The 17451-nt window shown below is 60.2% G+C and carries 14 protein-coding genes; 9 read left to right on the top strand and 5 right to left on the bottom strand.

What is annotated here, in order from left to right; genetic code table 11:
• Positions 1–652: 652 nt before the first annotated feature.
• Positions 653–1786 (top strand): muconate/chloromuconate family cycloisomerase, encoded by a 1134-nt coding sequence (locus EOS_RS17385; RefSeq protein WP_047847895.1) that lies wholly within the window; start codon positions 653–655, stop codon positions 1784–1786.
• 35 nt (positions 1787–1821) lie between these two features.
• Positions 1822–2730, top strand: coding sequence for a catechol 1,2-dioxygenase (catA, locus tag EOS_RS17380; RefSeq protein ID WP_047847894.1), 909 nt, complete (start codon positions 1822–1824; stop codon positions 2728–2730).
• Between the two features lie 101 nt (positions 2731–2831).
• Here catA and EOS_RS17375 read toward each other — a convergent pair whose 3' ends face one another.
• The 3 genes from EOS_RS17375 to EOS_RS17365 form a co-directional block, all read right to left on the bottom strand.
• Positions 2832–3836, bottom strand: a complete 1005-nt coding sequence (locus EOS_RS17375) for an anti-sigma factor family protein (RefSeq protein ID WP_047847893.1) — start codon at positions 3834–3836, stop codon at positions 2832–2834.
• 280 nt (positions 3837–4116) lie between these two features.
• Positions 4117–5037: an anti-sigma factor family protein gene (locus EOS_RS17370; protein WP_047847892.1), complete on the bottom strand. Its 921-nt coding sequence runs from the start codon at positions 5035–5037 to the stop codon at positions 4117–4119.
• Positions 5034–5579 carry an RNA polymerase sigma factor gene (locus EOS_RS17365; RefSeq protein WP_047847891.1) on the bottom strand — a complete coding sequence of 182 codons (546 nt, stop codon included), beginning with the start codon at positions 5577–5579 and terminating at the stop codon, positions 5034–5036. Before EOS_RS17365 ends, EOS_RS17370 begins: the two co-directional genes overlap by 4 nt.
• Positions 5580–5963: 384 nt before the next feature.
• Here EOS_RS17365 and EOS_RS17360 point away from each other — a divergent pair, with 384 nt between their 5' ends.
• Complete coding sequence (locus EOS_RS17360) at positions 5964–6836, top strand: class I SAM-dependent methyltransferase (protein WP_053063923.1); 873 nt, start codon at positions 5964–5966, stop codon at positions 6834–6836.
• Positions 6837–7025: 189 nt separating this feature from the next.
• Positions 7026–7778 (top strand): hypothetical protein, encoded by a 753-nt coding sequence (locus EOS_RS17355; RefSeq protein WP_235442854.1) that lies wholly within the window; start codon positions 7026–7028, stop codon positions 7776–7778.
• A gap of 11 nt (positions 7779–7789) precedes the next feature.
• Here EOS_RS17355 and EOS_RS17350 read toward each other — a convergent pair whose 3' ends face one another.
• Both EOS_RS17350 and EOS_RS17345 read right to left on the bottom strand, forming a co-directional pair.
• The gene (locus EOS_RS17350) at positions 7790–9043 is read right to left on the bottom strand and encodes an aromatic ring-hydroxylating oxygenase subunit alpha (protein WP_047847889.1); all 1254 of its coding nucleotides are present in this window, start codon (positions 9041–9043) and stop codon (positions 7790–7792) included.
• Positions 9044–9210: 167 nt separating this feature from the next.
• The gene (locus EOS_RS17345; protein ID WP_047847888.1) at positions 9211–10116 is read right to left on the bottom strand and encodes a LysR substrate-binding domain-containing protein; all 906 of its coding nucleotides are present in this window, start codon (positions 10114–10116) and stop codon (positions 9211–9213) included.
• 257 nt (positions 10117–10373) lie between these two features.
• Between EOS_RS17345 and EOS_RS17340 the strand changes: the two genes are divergently transcribed.
• Genes EOS_RS17340 through EOS_RS17320 form a run of 5 tightly spaced genes read left to right on the top strand, consistent with a single transcriptional unit; the run spans position 10374 to position 17434 of the window.
• Positions 10374–11981 carry an ABC transporter substrate-binding protein gene (locus tag EOS_RS17340; RefSeq protein ID WP_082163398.1) on the top strand — a complete coding sequence of 536 codons (1608 nt, stop codon included), beginning with the start codon at positions 10374–10376 and terminating at the stop codon, positions 11979–11981.
• A complete protein-coding gene (locus EOS_RS17335; RefSeq protein ID WP_047847887.1) occupies positions 11981–12928 on the top strand; it encodes an ABC transporter permease in 948 nt (315 codons plus the stop codon). The genes EOS_RS17340 and EOS_RS17335 overlap by 1 nt, the downstream gene beginning before the upstream one ends.
• Before the next feature lie 33 nt (positions 12929–12961).
• Positions 12962–13765 carry an ABC transporter permease gene (locus EOS_RS17330; RefSeq protein WP_235442853.1) on the top strand — a complete coding sequence of 268 codons (804 nt, stop codon included), beginning with the start codon at positions 12962–12964 and terminating at the stop codon, positions 13763–13765.
• The gene (locus EOS_RS17325) at positions 13762–15411 is read left to right on the top strand and encodes an ABC transporter ATP-binding protein (protein WP_047847885.1); all 1650 of its coding nucleotides are present in this window, start codon (positions 13762–13764) and stop codon (positions 15409–15411) included. Before EOS_RS17330 ends, EOS_RS17325 begins: the two co-directional genes overlap by 4 nt.
• Complete coding sequence (locus EOS_RS17320; RefSeq protein ID WP_047847884.1) at positions 15395–17434, top strand: CocE/NonD family hydrolase; 2040 nt, start codon at positions 15395–15397, stop codon at positions 17432–17434. Before EOS_RS17325 ends, EOS_RS17320 begins: the two co-directional genes overlap by 17 nt.
• Positions 17435–17451: the final 17 nt, after the last annotated feature.

Here is a 17451-nt window from a genome sequence, read left to right as displayed (position 1 = left end):
CGTTGCCCCCGAAACGGGTATACGCACCAGTATACGTAAAAACGCCGGATATTACTGGACCTGATCGGAACGCAAAAGACAAAAAACCCCGCAATTTTAAGGCTTTGCGGGGTTTTCCGGACTTCTTCGGATTGCTCCGGACTACGTGTTGGTGCCAAGAGAGGACCCGAACCTTCACCGCATGACCGCCAGGATTTGAAGAGTGCGTCTACCAATTTGGCTGTTTGGGAGGGTCGCATATTGCGCGAACAAGCTTCCGAACAAGCCCGAAGAACGGTCAATAACGAAATTGCTATCGCAAGCAAAGCGGATGTGACTTCTCCCTTTACAACTGGTACGTGAATTTAGCGACCACTTGGAACTTGAGCAAAGTGTCCGGCGGACAGAGATTCTAGGGCGATTCATGTTGCCGGTGATGCCGGACATTGCCGAAGACTCTCGAACTTGCCCGCATCTGGAGTGGGGGTAAAGTGGGGGTACAACGACTAATTCAGGATGCCAGCTTGTTGCGTCGAAATGTAAGTCATTGATTTTTATATGTATCTATTGGAAGAATGCCGACTCCATACCTTCAAGGTATGGAAGTAGTCGGAACGGGTGTTGGACTTCACAGGCCGTTTATTTCTACCATGTGTCTTCCAGGAGGAAGCGCATGTCGGCAACAACGGTAAAAATTGAAAGCGTCGAGACGCTTCTCGTCGATGTCCCCACGATCCGTCCGCATCGCCTGTCAGTTGCAACAATGAACTGTCAGACGCTGGTGCTGGTCCGGGTTCACTGCTCGGATGGCGTAAGCGGCGTGGGCGAGGGCACGACCATCGGCGGTCTCGCATACGGCGAGGAGAGTCCCGAAAGCATCAAGGTCAATATCGATACCTATTTCGCACCCTTGCTCAAAGGGCTGGATGCAACGCGGCCCGGTGCGGCCATGGCGAAGCTGCGCACCCTATTCCAGGGCAATCGTTTTGCGAAATGTGCGGTGGAAACGGCGCTCTTCGACGCCCACGCCCAGCGGATCGGCGTGCCGCTTTCCGAGTTGTTCGGCGGTCGCGTGACAGACTCCGTTGAAGTGGCATGGACGCTTGCGAGCGGCGACACGCGGCGCGATATTGACGAAGCAGAACAGATGCTGGATCTGCGGCGGCATCGCGTGTTCAAGCTGAAGATCGGTTCGCGCGCGGTGGCCGACGATGTGGCGCATGTTGTTGCGATTAAGCAGACACTCGGCGAGCGCGGCGATGTGCGGGTGGACGTGAATCAGGCGTGGAGCGAGTCGGACACTATCTGGGCGTTGCCGCGATTCGCCGACGCCGGCGTAAGCCTTGTCGAGCAACCGATATCAGCCGCGAATCACGCAGGCCTCAAGCGCCTCACTGACCTCGCCCGCGTGCCGATCATGGCCGATGAAGCACTCCATGGTCCCGCCGACGCGTTCGCTCTTGCGAGCACTCGTTCCGCCGATGTCTTCGCCGTCAAGATTGCCCAGTCCGGTGGGCTGCTGGGTGCGGCGAGCGTCGCATCGATCGCGCTTGCAGCCCATGTCGACCTGTATGGCGGCACGATGCTGGAGGGGGCGGTCGGCACAATTGCGTCGGCGCAACTCTTCAGCACGTTCGGCTCGTTGAAGTGGGGTACGGAGTTGTTCGGTCCGCTCTTGCTGACCGAGCAGATCCTCACGGAGCCCCTGCGTTATGAAGACTTTTCCTTGCATCTGCCGCAAGGCCCGGGACTGGGCATCACGCTCGACTGGGAGCGTATCGAACGGCTGCGGCGCGATCCACACTGACTTACACCGACCCCATACAACACACGGAGACAAACATGAACCGCCAAGCCATCGACGCGCTGCTCAAGACCATTAACGACAGTGCCACCAGCGAGGGCAATCCTCGCACGAAGGCGATCGTGAACCGCATTGTGCAGGACCTGTTTTATACGATCGAAGACCTCGACGTGCAGCCCGATGAGTTCTGGACTGCGCTCAACTATCTTGGCGAAGCGGGCAAGAGCGGCGAGCTTGGGCTACTCGCGGCGGGTCTTGGCTTCGAGCATTTCCTCGACTTGCGTCTGGACGAGGTGGAAGCAAAGGCGGGGATAGGGGGCGGTACGCCGCGCACGATCGAAGGACCGTTGTATGTAGCGGGTGCGCCGGAATCGGTGGGGCATGCGCGTCTGGATGACGGCACTGATCCGGGCGAGACGCTCGTCATGCGTGGGCGGGTGGTGGGCGAGGACGGCAAGCCGCTGAAGGACGCGCTGGTGGAGGTGTGGCACGCAAATCATCTGGGTAACTACTCATACTTCGACCCGTCGCAACCGGCGTTCAATCTGCGTCGAACCATCCGCACCGACGGCGCGGGTAACTATAGCTTTACGAGCGTCGTGCCGGTTGGATACAGCGTGCCGCCTGCGGGCAAGACGCAGCAACTGCTCGATCAGTTGGGACGACATGGTCATCGTCCGGCGCATATTCACTTCTTTATCTCGGCACCTGGTTATCGCAAGCTGACTACGCAGATCAATATCGACGGTGATCCGTATCTGTGGGATGACTTCGCGTTTGCTACGCGTGACGGTCTTGTACCCGCACTGAAGAAGGCGGAGGGAGTCGAGGGGAAACCGTATGGTGTTGAAGGACAGTTCGTGCTGATCGCTTTTGACTTCACGCTGTTCAAGCATCGTGACAACGTGCAGAGCACAGAAGTGGAACGCGTGCGTGCCGGAGCGTAATACTACGAAATTCCCCCTACCGGGTATTTCATGCATTCCGCTAAGTGTCAGACGCGCCGGAACAAAGCCGGCTCGCTTAACACAACAGCTAAGCATTGAATTTATTCCGCGCTAGCCAAAATAAACGGGCGGGGGCCGGCGGCCACGTTTGCTGATGCCAGGGCGGGAGCCATCGAAGCCGGGGAGGTTTCGCGACTAAACAGCGGGGCGGCCTCGCCGGAGGAGATCTGCTTGCCGAGCGCCGACAGGTCGACACCGTCAGGCTGGCCGATCAGCGCATAGCCGAGCTCGGCCTGCCGCCACGTGACGACCGTCATGGAGGCCACGCGCTGATCGGCGACCGCCGCATCGGGCTTGACCTCTTTCATCACGCACAGCGCAATGGGCGCGCCTTTCTCGGGCAAGTAGACAATCTGGACGAGCGGTTTGTTGTTGAAGCGCAGACGCTGAACGCGCTTGAAGGTGAGTCCGGCTGCACTCAGATCGGGAATGCGGAGCGCGAGACCATCATCCTGACGAATTTCCTTGACGGTCTTGATAGACAGATCGGTGTTGGTATCGACGTTCGCAAGCGTCTCGCGGGAATAGAGCTGCTGATAGCTGGCCGCCGCCATCACCCAAGGCGACACGCCCGTGCCGACCGATGCAAGCGAAGCGCCCGCATTCGATGCCGGACCTGCACCGGCGCCCAGCCGAAGCACGAGGCCGCAGGCAAAAGCACCCGCCAGGAAGGCGACGCCGAGCCACGCCGGCGCAACGCGCAACCGCGAGCGGATGGGCGAGGAGGACGCGCTCCCGGGAGTGCGGGGAACCACGGGATCATTGACGCCAACGTTGGGACCGACACTCGCACCTGCACCCGGCTGCGTAGCTTTAGCCTTTGCAGCACGCGCCATTTCTTCGATCTTCGCGCTGAGGCTTGGCGGCACTGGTGGCAGCGTTTGCCCGGCGAACGCATCGCGATACGGCAGCCGCGAAGCCCGCAAAAGCGCAACGCGCTCGGCCACGTCGGCAGACGTGCGCAGTTCGCGCTCGACTTCCTCGCGTTCGTGCGGCGGCAGTTCGCCGTCCACGTAGGCCATCAGCAGGATATCGTCCGATTTCATAAATAAGACTGAGCTTTACTTTCGCTGATGATTAGATTTTCGCTTTTCCCGTGCGCCGATTCAAGAACCGGCGAAAACGACGAGTCAAGCCTGTTACAAGTGTAGCCGCGTTTCGTCGATGAGCGACGCATTGTGCGTTTCACGCAACCGGATGTGGTTCGATCGACTAAGCATTCCGCTTACGTAAAACCAACAGGCGCAGCGCTTGCGGCGGATTCTTGGCGAAAACGCGTGGTTTAAGGCTCAGGACTTAGCGCCTAAGCCTTAAGCCCATTAGTGCTTATCCCGCTAGCGCTATTAAAACCGACGTCGCATTGCTGAATAACTGATCCACCTCGCGGTTCGAAATGCGCTTGCCGAGTGCGTCCAGGTCGACGCCTTCAGGCTTGCCGATCAACGCATAGCTAAGTTCCGCCTGCCGCCATGTGACTACGTGCATGGTGTCGACCACCTGTGCGGTGACCGCTTGATCCGGCTTGACGTCTTTCATCACGCATAGCGCAATAGGCGGCCCTTTCTCGGGCAGATAAACAATCTGCACGAGCGGCTTGTTATTGAACACCAAGCGTTGCACGGACTTGAAGATCAGGCCGGCGCTGCGTAGATCGGGGATATGCAGCGCGAGTCCGTCGTCACGGCGAATATCTTCGACTGTTTTTGAAGACACTTGGGGATTGTCTTCGACATAAGCCAGCGTATCGCGTGTGTAAAGCTGCTGGTAGCCAACGGCCGCGGCGACCCATGGCGACAGCTTGCCGGCGCTCACCATCACGGCGCTGCTCGAACCCGGTGCACCCGTCTTGAGAAGAGGCCCGAGCCGTAGAAATAGCCCTCCACAAAACGCGCCCGCGACGCACGCCGCCGCCAGCCAGGTGGGCACCGAGCGCAAACGTGAGCGAACCGGTGTGGCGGCGATAGCTACGGACGGTGTCGGAATAGAGGAGTCGTTTGCACCCTGAGCCGCGCTTTTATTGCTATGCGCGCGGGCCATTGCTTCGATTTTCTGCGTCAGAGAATCCGGGACCGGTGGTAATTTTTGCGTAGCGAACGCTTGCTTGTAATCGAGACGCGACGTTCGCAGCAGCGCTACCAGCTCCGCCGCTTCGGTGGACGCACGGATGTGCTCCTCGACTTCCAGGCACTCATCGGGCGGCAGTTCTCCGTCTACGTAAGCCATCAGCAAAAGGTCATCGGTTTTCATGCGATGGAGTCCTTTCGCGTCACCGAAGCCTTGGGCTTAGGATCATGCGTGCCGAACAGTGCGCCGACGGCCTGCCGCGCGCGCGACAGACGGCTCATGACGGTGCCGATGGGGACCTCCAGAACCTCCGCAGCTTCCTGGTAGCTCAAGCCTTCGACCGCGACCAGCAGCATGACCACACGCTGCGCTTCGGGCAGCCGCGCAACGGCGCTGATGATCTGGCCGTGCATGAGCTGAGCTTCCGGACCCTTGTCGACCGGGTCGGCGACGTTTTCCAGGAAGTCGTCGTCCCATTCCATGCTGGAGCGCTTGCGTACGCTGCGCGCTCGCAATTCATTGATCCAGGTGGAGTGGACAATCGAAAACATCCAGCTTAACGGGGATGTATCGGGTTGCAATTGATGTGCGCGCTCGAGCGCCCGCACGCATGCTCGTTGGACGAGGTCCTCGGCGTCGTGCCGGTCGCCCGAAATGCGAAGCGCGAATGCCCACAGTCGCGGCAGCATATCGGGAAGCATGCCTGGTAAGTCTGCGCCGTTCATCGAACGAATGTCTCCGGTGGTCCCAGTGTCTAGCCAACTGCTGCTGACCGCGTACATGTCGCGTCGCTTTAACCCCCTAGTTTAGCGTGAGGCGGTGTATTGCGCTGGAGTTGGCGGCAGATGTCGCTAGCGAGGGTGCGCAAGCGCTAAGGCCGCAATTTTTCGCCCTGAGACAGGGTTCCCTCAGCTTCCCCTAAGCTTAGTGTTTTAGACTCGCGCGCAGCGACCCGGGGTTCGCTTGGCGACACGGCCCGGATCCCTAAGCGCAAGTTCTCCGCCTTTGGTCTTTAGCGGCAAATACCTTTTATTTCTACGCCAGGGCGACCGCGAGCGATGAATAACAACTCACCCGAGTCTCGATCCGACCTATGGTCCGATTGGCTTTTGCACACGCGTCACGCAGGCGATCCGGAGCAGGAACGCGCTGTCCGCGCGGCGATAGAACCCTACGCCGATCGCGTGATCAATGGCGCACGGCTAGCCCTTGGAATGGTCATGGCCGACATCGGCGCCGGGGATGGTCTTGTTGCGTTCCGCGCCATCGATCGCATTGGTGCATCGCTTCGCGTGCTCCTTACCGATATTTCTGTCCCGTTGCTCAGGCACGCCGAAGCGCTCGCGATTCAGCATGACGTCCACGAGCAATGCACCTTTCTTAATTGTTCGGCCGAGGCACTAACAGGCATCGAAGACGCGTCTGTCGATGTCGTGACCACTCGCGCAGTGCTTGCCTACGTGCCCGACAAGATGGCCGCATTGCGGGAGTTCCACCGCATTCTTAAACCGGGCGGACGTTTTTCCATAGCCGAGCCCATCTTTCGCGACGATGCGTTCGAAGCGAGCTCCCTGAAGATAATGGTCGACTCCCTGCCTGCGGGATCCGAAGACCGCTTTTTTCCTTTTCTACATCGATGGAAAGCTGCGCAGTTTCCTGACACCGAGGAGAAGATTGCCAGGAGCCCGATCACGAATTTCGGTGAGCGCGATCTGGTCCGCTTTGCGCTGGATGCCGGTTTCGCCGAGATCCACCTGGAATTTCATATCGATGTGCGGCCGGCCATGGTGCCGTCCTGGGACGTGTTTCTCGGCCATTCGCCGCATCCGTGGGCCCCGCCGCTTAGCGTGATTCTCGCTGAACAATTCACCGTGGAAGAACGGCAATGGTTCGAGCACATTTTTCGCCCACGGGTCGAAGCGCGCCAGTTCGTCAGCGCGGAACGGGTCGCCTACCTTACTGCGCAGAAGGCGGTTGCATAAGTTCGACGGGATGTATCCGAATGGTGCTTTTGTAAGCCGATCCGTCCGGGAGAGGAGGGGTTAATCCGGAAAATAGTTGAGTTATAGGGATGTCTGGTTTATAAATGCGAATGAGTCGCATTATCTAACCATAACGATTTCCTGAACTCTCTTCCTCCGCCAATGAAACGCTTCTCCACGATTCCACCTGTGCTCACCGTCCGTGATCGCCTCCTGAGGCGCGTTCGCAGACTGACTCCGCTCGTGCTGCTTGCGGCTTTGCTGCACGCGCCGGTTGTCCCTGCCCAGCAGGCCGCCGGCGAGCAGGTGACGGCGCAGAAAAAGGTGCTTTACGTCACCCGGCTTAAACACAAGGATCGGGAGATCGATGACAAGGTCCGCGAGCATCTGGAGAAGCGCGGCATGATCGTGACCATGGTCGATGAAAGCGCGCCAGCAACAGCGGCCGAGGGTGAGGATCTGGTGGTCATCTCGTCGGTCGTCAGTGCCCGCGACATGACAGGAACGTCATACAAGAACGTGAACGTCCCCTTGGTCACGTGGGAATCGGACTTGTTCGACTCGCTGCGCCTGACGGGTGCGAAGAAAGGCGAGGATTTCGGCGAGGTCGAGAAAGAGCACTACATCAACGTCGTCAACGCACCTAGCGCGTTAGCAGGCGGCTTGCCTGCAGGAAAGCGCTGGGTCTATCCACGCGACGACGAGATGGGTTGGGGCAAACCTGCGCCCGGTGCAACGATCATCGCCACGATTCCCGGCGAGCCGCAACACGCGGTCGTGTTCGCTTATGAAAAAGGGGCGACGATGGATTATGACTTCATCGCTCCGGCGCGCCGGGTCGGGCTGTTCCTCGGTAACCGTACGTTCGACAAACTGAGTCCCGATGGCTCAGCGTTATTCGATGCCGCTATCGATTGGGCGATATCCGGCAACCACGGTTGATCGCACGGTATTCAAAGGCCGTGCGCTTCCAGCCGCGCCGCGTACCAGCGTGAGAATCGTTCGAGATACGACTCGGTGAACGGCGAGAAAGGTCCGGGCCTGTAACCCGGATCCTGCGTACCCTGGTGATTGATCTCGACAAGACGGGCATCCTGCGCATTGGTCGCTTGCCACACTTCGATGAGATTCGACAGTGAGTAGTCAACGCCCTCGACTGCATCCTCGTGGACGAGCCACTTGGTTCGTACCAGCGTCCGATCGGGCGCAAGCGGGATGAGGTACGAAACGACCGCGTGGTCGCTCATGAAGTGCGACCACGAGCTGTGCGTCCACAGATGAGTATCGCCGAGATCCCGACGTGTGTTGTTGCCGAGAAGCTTCGTGCTGGCGACCTTCGTGTTCATTGTTTGTGACTCACCGTTGCCGGCAATGACGAGGCGCTGCGTTCGGAATAGCGTTGCTATGTTATCCATCTGCTCGACGGTCGAGCTTAGCAGCCCATCCTTTTCCCAACTCTTTAATGAAGCCGCATTGAGCGCACGATATTCGTCGAGCGCGCGCTCGGACTCCTCGCTCAACCCGTCAGGGCAGAAGCCGAAATCTTCAGCCAGGAACGATACGGTGAGCTCGGGGTGCGTCGCGCCGCAGTGATAACACTCCCTATTGTTTTCGATTGCCAGCTTCCAGTTGCCGTTTTCAATAATGTCCGTTTCGAAGGCAATTTTTGTGCGGAACAGGTCGTACGGTTCGAGGCGCGGTGTCATGGTCTCGTCGAACACGGCGATGTCCGCAGGCGCGTCATCGCTCAGGCACACAAAGATCAAGCCACCGATTACGCGCGTACGGACAGGCATCAGGCTGCGGCATGTGCGGTCGAAATCCTGTCCCATGTGCGCCGCATGTTTCAGGTCGCCGTCGAGTCCGTAGGTCCACTGATGGTAAGGGCAGACGAGCAAACCGACCGACCCCTTGCCCGGCTCCCGCAAGCGCGCGCCGCGATGACGGCACACGTTGCGGTAAGCGCGAATGATGTTGTCGTCGTCGCGGACAATGATGATCGAGGCCCGGCCGATGTCGACTGTCGAGATGTCGCCCGGCTCGCGTACATCGGCTGATACGCCGACCATGATCCAGTGCTTGTGGAAGAAGATATCGACGTCGTTTTCGAAGACATCCTGCCGGCCAAACAGGGCGCCGGGCATGCCGTGACCTAAAGCCCGACTGCGAAACAAAGCGCCGTGCGTAGTGCCATTGATGCTCGACATCCACCGGTCCTTATCAGATTCTCTACGTTGACTGGCACGACCTGAGTCGCGAAGTGAACCGAGTATCGATAGGCCAATTCGAGCCGTCAACGCGCTTTATTTTCTCGCTCGCATAACTATAGGTAATAGCAGCGGCGAGCAAACCCGGCGTTCGGATTGTTAGCGCTTCATGCGACTGGCTCGTCGCGAAGCCACTCGATCACGGCATCCACCGCCGGCGTGACAGCGTGTCCGTGCGGCACGACGGCGTAATACGCGTCGGTCATCTTGATGGAGGCATCGCCGAGCGGAACGAGGCGTCCCGAGGTCAGCAGGTCGCCCAGCATCCACCGCCAGCCCAGCACGATGCCTTGTCCCTGCAGCGCGGCTTGAACGGCATCGGTATAGAGGCTGAAACGCAGCACGTAGTTCAGGCGGCTGCGCTTGATGCCTAATGTATCGAACCAGTCTTCCCAGCCCATCCAGCCTTCGGAGGTGGAGTCGTACGCAATGAGCGGGGCATGGCTCAGGTCGTGCAGAGATTGAGGTTGGCTGTGCGCCTCGAGCCAGGACGGTGAACAGACGGGCACCACCTCCTCATTGAAGAGAAGGGTTGCGTGACCGTCACGCCAATTACCTGACCCGTAGCGAATGGCGATATCCACTTCGTTGTGACGCAGGTCCGCGGTGAACATCTGCGTGGTCAGGCGTAGTTTGAGCTGCGGCTGCAACCGCTTCAGCAGGGGCAGCCTGGGCAAGATACGGAACTGGGAAAACGCAGCGGTCGCCAGGATTGCAAACTCTTGCTCCCGCGTATTGCTGCTGAGACTGTCGAAGGTGCCCGCGATCTTCTGGAGCGATTCCGACGTGACGAAAAACAGGTCTTCGCCTTCTTTCGTGAGCGCGATGGAACGGTGCAGACGATGAAACAACTGCAGCTTCATGGCGTCTTCGAGGAACCGGATCTGCCGGCTGACAGCGGCCTGTGTCACGCCCAGTTCGTCGGCTGCCAGCGTGAAGCTCTTGAGCCGCGCAACGGCTTCAAAGTCGACCAATGCGTTTAGCGAAGGAATCAGGCGACGGTAACCTTTCATTTCTCGCGCTTCCAGTTTTCTGCGGGGACACGCTTGAGTTGCTCGCATGGCAACTTACGTCCAGTGTGCTGGCGTTCATATTACCTGTTGTTATGCGAGAGTGAAAATAAAGTGCGTTGACCGCATAGTTTTGCCTACCGATACTCGCCGCGAGGTCACCGCTCTGACCCCGTTGCCCGATTAAAAAAGCGCTTGCATTGAGCGAGCCCGCAAGCACCCCAATCCCACGCGTTGACACCCTGAGGAGAAGTTCAAGCATGAAGCCGTTCGACGATCAAGGGGACTTGCCTGACCTGCCGCTGCATAAGAATCCGGATCGCCAATTGAACCGCCGCCAGTTTCTCCAGGGTGCCGCAGCGCTCGGCGCAGGCGCGGGGCTTGGCCTGATCCTCCCGGCCAGCGCGCTTGCCGCACCGCAGCCCAAGCGCGGTGGCCTGCTCAAGCTCGGCATGAGCGGGGGCAACACAACTGACTCCATCGATCCGACACTGCTGCCCGACTGGGTGCCGCTCAATCAGGCGTACATGCTGATGAACGGCCTGGTCGAGATCGATGCAAAGATGCACGCGCAGCCCGAGTTGCTTGAAAGCTGGGAAGCGAAACCGGGCGCTGCCGAATGGATTCTCAAGGTGCGCAAGGGCGTTGTATTTCACAACGGTAAGACTCTCGATGCAGACGACGTGATCTATTCGATCAACCTGCATCGCGGCGACGCTTCGAAGTCGGCGATCAAGTCGAGTCTCGCCTTCGTGACCGAGATCACGAAGATCGATCCGCTGCAGATTTCGATGAAGCTGAAAAGCGGCAATGCGGACCTGCCTTACCTGCTGTCCGACTATCACCTGCTGGTGGTGCCGAACGGCTTCAAGGACTGGAGCCATCCGATCGGCACGGGCCCCTTCGTGTTCGGCGAATTCACGCCGGGGGTGCGCTCGCTGTTCAAGCGCAATCCGAACTACTGGAAGGCCGATGGGGCGTATGTGGATGCGGTCGAGCTGATCGTGATCAACGACGCCACCGCTCGCACGAACGCGCTGATCTCGGGCCAGGTCCATGCAATCAACCGGGTCGACTTCAAGACCGTCGACCTGCTCAAGCGCAGCCCGACGGTCAACATCGTTCGCTCCGCGGGTGGGCAGCATTTCACGTTCTTGATGGATTGCGCGACGGCTCCGTTCTCCGACAACAACGTGCGGCTCGCCGTCAAATACGGCATCGATCGCCAGAAGCAACTGACGACGATCTTGCGTGGCTACGGGTCGATCGGTAACGACCATCCGATTCCGAAGACCGACCGTTTCCACGCCGCGGATTTGCCGCAACATGCATACGATCCCGACAAGTCGAAGTTCTATCTGAAGAAGGCGGGGCTGTCGGAGTTGAAGATCGAGTTGTCTACGTCGGATGCCGCGTTCGCCGGTGCGGTGGATTCGGCTGCGCTGTTTCAGGGGGAATGCGCGCCTGCCGGCATCCAGCTTTCAATCCGCCGCCAGCCTGCTGACAGCTACTGGGACAAGGTGTGGATGCAGGCGCCTTTTTGCATGGGCTACTGGGGCGGACGGCCGACTGCGGACCAGATGCTCTCGACTGCGTACAAGTCCGACGCGAAGTGGAACGACACGCACTGGCGCGATCCGAAGTTCGACGCGCTGCTTTCCGAAGCGCGCGCCATGCTCGACGACACCAAGCGCCGCGAGTTGTACCGCGAGATGCAGCTCATGGTGAGCGATAACGGCGGCGCGATGATTCCGCTCTTCGCCGACTATATCGATGCAACCAGCAACAAGCTTCGCGGCGCTACGCCGCATCCGCTGTTTAACTTCATGGGTGGTCGGCTCGCGGAACACGTCTGGCTGGAGTCGTAATGAAGCGTCTTGTTTTGCACCGGGTGCTGGCCGGTGTGCTGACACTGTGGCTCGTCTCGGTGCTGATCTTCGTGGGCACTGAGCTGTTGCCCGGTGACGTAGCGTCAGCCATTCTGGGGCAGTCGGCGACGCCGGAAACCGTCGCGGCGTTGCGTGCGTCGCTCGGCCTCGACCATCCAGCGCTTCAACGTTATGCGCAATGGCTCGTGCATTTCATCCACGGCGATCTCGGGACGTCGCTGACGAACGGACGTCCGGTTGGCGAGGACCTGTTGCCGCGGCTGTACAACACGCTGTTTCTCGCGGGTTACGCGGCGATCGTCGCGGTGCCGCTGTCGGTGCTGGTCGGCATTGCGTCGGCGATCTGGCAAGACAGCGTGTTCGACCGGGCGGCCAGCGTGCTGTCGCTCGCGAGCGTATCGATGCCGGAGTTTTTCGTCGGCTACATCCTGCTGCTCTTGCTCGCGGTCAAGTTTCCAGTGCTGCCGAGCCTGGCCGCCGTGTCGCCCGACATGGCGTTCTCCGAGCGTATCTATGCAACCACACTGCCGACCCTGACCCTCCTGTTCGTCGTCGCCGCGCACATGCTGCGCACCACGCGAGCATCCGTGCTCGCCGTAATGGGCAGCGCGTACACCGAGACCGCGATCCTGAAGGGCTTGCCCAAGTGGTGGATCGTGGTACGCCACGCGCTGCCTAATGCGCTCGCGCCGATCATCAACGCTGTGTCGTTCAATCTGGCTTATCTGATCGTCGGCGTCATCATGGTCGAGGTCGTGTTCGTTTATCCGGGCGTCGGGCAGTTGATGGTGGACGCGGTATCGAAGCGTGATCTGCCCGTGGTCCAGGCGTGCGGGATGCTTTTTGCAACGGCCTATGTCGGACTGAATACCGTGTCCGACGTGCTCGCGGTATGGGCAAATCCGCGCTTGCGGCATGCGAGGTAAGGGGCAATGAAAGTGTTTGGCAAGCAGATGCCCATGAGCGCCGCGATTGGGATGGCGATTGTCGCGGTAATCGCCATGGCCTCGCTGTGTGCACCGCTTATCGCACCGCACGGAGAGACTGAGACCGTCGGCGACATATGGATGATGCCGGGTACGGGTCACTGGCTGGGCACCGACAGCATCGGGCGCGACATGCTTTCGCGGCTGCTGTACGGCGGACGCACGACGCTTGGCCTCGCACTCGCAATCACGCTGCTGTCGTTCTCGCTCGGCATTGTCACGGGATTTGCGGCGGCGGTGCTGGGACGCAAGGTCGATCATGTGCTGTCGCGCGTCGTCGACACGCTCATGGCGATGCCGGTGCTGATCTTCGCGCTGATGATCCTGTCGGTGCTGGGCACGTCGATGCCGGTGCTGATCGGCACGATCGCTATTCTCGATTCAACGCGCGTGTTCAGGCTCGCCCGGCTCGTCGCACAGGGGATCGCCGTGCAGGAATATGTGGAAGCGGCGCGGCTGCGTGGAGAGGGGCTCGCGTGGATCATCCGCCGCGAGATCCTGCCGAACGCGGTGCCTCCGCTGCTCGCGGAGTTCGGCATGCGCTTCGGATTCACGATCCTGTTCGTGGCCGGCTTGAGCTTTCTCGGGCTGGGCATCCAGCCGCCGTACGCCGACTGGGGCGGCATGGTCCGCGACAACGCGCAGGTGATCAATTTCGGCGGCATCGCACCACTTGTCCCGGCTGCGGCGATCGCGTTGCTGACTGTAGGCATTAATCTGATCGTCGACTGGCTGTTGTCGGTGCGAGCGGTCGGGCAGGCGGGGGCGATCGCATGAATCCGGTCCTGAGGATGCGTGCGTTGCGGGTAGAGGCGCCCAATGGCCAGGTGCTGGTCGACAACGTCGACGTGACGCTCGCGCAAGGAGAAGTGCTCGGGTTGATCGGCGAGTCCGGCGCGGGTAAATCGACTATCGGACTGGCAGCACTCGGTTATGCGCGGGGCCGCTGCCGGATCACCGGTGGCGAAGTGTGGCTGGACGATGAGAATATTCTGGACGTAACGCCTCAACGGCAGCGTGCGCTACGCGCTACCAAGGTCGCCTATGTGGCCCAAAGCGCGGCCGCGGCATTCAATCCGGCGCTGACGATCGGCGAGCAGGTTTGCGAAGGACCGCTGCGGCATGGATTAATGGGCCGAGACGAAGCGCAGAAGTGGGCGCGCGAGTTGTTTGCGTCGCTCGATCTGCCTGACCCGGACACCTTCGGGCGGCGTTATCCGCATCAGGTCTCCGGCGGGCAATTGCAACGTGCGATGGTCGCCATGGCGATGTCGTGCAAGCCATCAATCCTTGTGCTTGACGAGCCAACTACGGCGCTCGATGTCACCACGCAGATAGAGGTGCTGGTCGTGTTGCGCAGGATCGTGCGTGAGTTCGGCGCGGCCGCGCTTTACATCTCGCACGATCTGGCTGTGGTGGCTCAGGTTGCAGACAAGATCATGGTATTGCGCAACGGACGGATGGTCGAGGAGGGTACGACGGACGCGGTGCTGAACGCGCCGCGTGAGGAATACACCCAGCGTCTGGTCGCTGAGCGCAGCGTGACTGGCACGTTGCGCGCCGGTCCTCCTCATGCGACCGAGCCGCTGCTTAGTATCGAAGGACTGAATGCCGGTTATCACGGCAAGGCGATCGTGCGTGACGTTGCGCTAACGCTTGCGCGCGGTGAAACACTGGCGCTCGTTGGCGAATCCGGGAGCGGCAAGAGCACGGTTGCACGATCGATCGTGGGGCTCATTGAGCAGCAGAGCGGCACGTTGCGCTTCGACGGCGCTCTGCTGCCGCATCATCTGGCCGAACGCTCACGTGAACTAAAGCGACGCATCCAGCTTGTTTATCAGTCACCCGATGTCGCACTCAATCCGATGCACACCGTCGGAGAGATCATCGGCCGTCCGGTGGAATTTTATTTCGGTATCCATAAGGATAAGGTTCGTGAACGTGTGCTGGAATTGCTGCGTCTGACTGAACTGCCGGAAACGTTCATCGACCGGAAACCGACTGAGTTATCCGGCGGACAGAAGCAGCGCGTTTGTATTGCGCGCGCACTGGCGGCACAACCCGATCTGGTGATTTGCGACGAGGTCACGTCCGCCCTCGATCCACTGGTCGCAGACGGAATTCTTTCGTTGCTGGAGTCCCTGCAAAAACGCATCGGGCTGTCGTACCTTTTTATTACCCACGATCTCGGCACGGTGAGGCGCATTGCGCAGCGCGTCGCGGTGATGCTGCGTGGTGAAGTCATCGCGCAAGGCGCCACGGCCGATGTGTTCAATGCGCCGGCCCATGCCTATACGAAGCGACTGTTGTCATCGGTTCCCGAACTGCGGATCGGATGGCTCGATGAAAATCTCTTGCACAGTGCACGACCGGCCGAATCGAAGACGTTCACGGGAGAGTTGAAGTATGCAGCGGAACAATGAGCAGGCGGGGCAGGTGCGGGTGATCGAGCACCTTTGGATTCCGCTTGCGGACGGGACGCGGCTCGCAGCGCGCATCTGGTTGCCCGGCGACGCCGGGACCGACGCAGCGCCCGTGCCCGCCATCCTCGAATACATCCCGTATCGCAAGCGTGACGGCACTCGTTCGCGCGACGAGCCGATGCATCACTACTTCGCATCGGAAGGGTTCGCTGCAGTGCGCGTCGATATGCGCGGCAGCGGCGAGTCGGATGGGTTGATGGCGGATGAATACGTGCTGCAAGAGCAGGACGACGCGCTCGAGGTCATCGAATGGATTGCGCGGCAGCGGTGGTGCAGCGGAGCGGTCGGCTTGATGGGTAAATCGTGGGGAGGCTTCAACGCATTGCAGGTCGCCGCGCGCCGGCCGCCTGCATTGAAGGCGATCATCACAGTCTATTCGACCGACGATCGTTATGCGGACGACATTCATTACAAAGGCGGTTGCCTGCTCAACGACAACCTGTGGTGGGGCAGCATCATGCTCGCCTATCAGGGCCGTCCGCCGGACCCGCTGCTGTATGGAGACGAATGGCGTGCTGCGTGGCTCGAGCGGCTCGACACGCTGCCGTTCTTTCCCGCGCTGTGGATGGAACATCCGCACCGTGACGACTACTGGCGTCATGGTTCGATATGCGAGGACTGGTCCGCTATCCAGTGCCCGGTGTTTGCGATCGGCGGCTGGGCTGACAGTTATACGAATGCCGTGTTCCGCCTGATGGACGGCTTGCAGGTGCCGAGGCAAGGCCTGATCGGACCTTGGGCGCATATCTATCCGCATGACGGCGTACCCGGACCTGCCGTCGGTTTTCTGCAGGAAGCCCTGGAGTGGTGGAACCGATGGCTGCGCACTGATGACGCGCATGATGCGCTGGACCGCCCGGCGCTGCGCGTATGGATGGAGACACCGCGTGCTCCACAGACGACTTACGCCACGACACCAGGCAGATGGATTTCCGAAGCAGCATGGCCGAGCCTTGGGGTCACGATGCAGCCCCTGTACCTGGGCAATGGAACGTTGACACGCACGGCTCCTGAGACTGCGACGCGGGTGCTTATTCATACGCCGCAAGGACACGGCGTGGCTGCCGGCGAATGGATGGGAACGGGCGTGGCAGGGGAGTCCCCGGCCGACCAGCGTATCGACGATGGCCTCGCACAAGTATTCGACAGCGCCCCGCTGACCGAACCACTAGCGCTGCTTGGCATGCCGGAACTGGAAGTGGATGTATCGAGCGACCGGCCGGTCGCCTACCTCTGCGCACGGCTCTCCGAAGTCATGCCGGACGGCGCGGTAACACGCGTTTGTTATGGCGTTTTCAACCTGACGCACCGTGACGGGTCCGTTGAGCCTGCCGCGTTGACCCCGGGCGAACGGTATCGCGTGCGGCTGACGCTCGATGCGTGCGCCCATGAATTTGGAGCCGGAAACCGGATTCGATTGTCGTTGGCGACGACCTATTGGCCGCTGATCTGGCCCGCGCCCGAAGACGCGACGGTTGACGTTATGCTCGGCAATACAGTGCTTCATTTGCCGATACGTGAAGCGAAAGCGGACGAGCCGCCGCTCGAGTTCCACGCCCCCGTGCGGGGTCCCGCGACGCCCGCCGAGCAAGTACGTACCGGGAGCATGACGCGCACGTCGTCTTACGACCTGACAACAGGCGAATGGACGTACGTTACCGAAGGCATTGGCGGCCTCTTTGGGGAAGGCGTTCAGCGGTTCACCGACATCGATACAACCGTTGAGCACAACCTGAAGCGTGTCCTGCAAGTCCAAGGCAACGATCCACTGAGCGCCCGATATACGCTGACGCAATCGCTGCGCATGGGACGCGAAGGGTGGGACATCCTTGTGCGCAGCGAAGTGCAGATGTCCTCCGATAAGGAACGCTTTTATCTGAAAGGCACGTTAGGCGCCGAGGAAAACGGGCAGATGGTGCGCGAGCGTAGCTGGGACGAAACGATCCCGCGCCTGCTGCTGTAATTGCCGCAATAGAACGG

Origin of the sequence: Caballeronia mineralivorans PML1(12) (assembly GCF_001028175.1) — a bacterium.
Lineage (GTDB): Bacteria > Pseudomonadota > Gammaproteobacteria > Burkholderiales > Burkholderiaceae > Caballeronia > Caballeronia mineralivorans.
Note: the sequence above shows the minus strand (reverse complement) of the source record. Positions and strands in the feature narration are given on the sequence as shown.

Excerpts from the sequence above, each read along its gene's own strand:
- EOS_RS17385 (WP_047847895.1), top strand. The coding sequence starts at position 653 with ATGTCGGCAACAACGGTAAAAATTGAAAGCGTCGAGACGCTTCTCGTC.
- catA (WP_047847894.1), top strand. The coding sequence starts at position 1,822 with ATGAACCGCCAAGCCATCGACGCGCTGCTCAAGACCATTAACGACAGT.
- EOS_RS17375 (WP_047847893.1), bottom strand. The coding sequence starts at position 3,836 with ATGAAATCGGACGATATCCTGCTGATGGCCTACGTGGACGGCGAACTG.
- EOS_RS17370 (WP_047847892.1), bottom strand. The coding sequence starts at position 5,037 with ATGAAAACCGATGACCTTTTGCTGATGGCTTACGTAGACGGAGAACTG.
- EOS_RS17365 (WP_047847891.1), bottom strand. The coding sequence starts at position 5,579 with ATGAACGGCGCAGACTTACCAGGCATGCTTCCCGATATGCTGCCGCGA.
- EOS_RS17350 (WP_047847889.1), bottom strand. The coding sequence starts at position 9,043 with ATGTCGAGCATCAATGGCACTACGCACGGCGCTTTGTTTCGCAGTCGG.
- EOS_RS17345 (WP_047847888.1), bottom strand. The coding sequence starts at position 10,116 with ATGAAAGGTTACCGTCGCCTGATTCCTTCGCTAAACGCATTGGTCGAC.
- EOS_RS17340 (WP_082163398.1), top strand. The coding sequence starts at position 10,374 with ATGAAGCCGTTCGACGATCAAGGGGACTTGCCTGACCTGCCGCTGCAT.
- EOS_RS17335 (WP_047847887.1), top strand. The coding sequence starts at position 11,981 with ATGAAGCGTCTTGTTTTGCACCGGGTGCTGGCCGGTGTGCTGACACTG.
- EOS_RS17330 (WP_235442853.1), top strand. The coding sequence starts at position 12,962 with ATGAGCGCCGCGATTGGGATGGCGATTGTCGCGGTAATCGCCATGGCC.
- EOS_RS17325 (WP_047847885.1), top strand. The coding sequence starts at position 13,762 with ATGAATCCGGTCCTGAGGATGCGTGCGTTGCGGGTAGAGGCGCCCAAT.
- EOS_RS17320 (WP_047847884.1), top strand. The coding sequence starts at position 15,395 with ATGCAGCGGAACAATGAGCAGGCGGGGCAGGTGCGGGTGATCGAGCAC.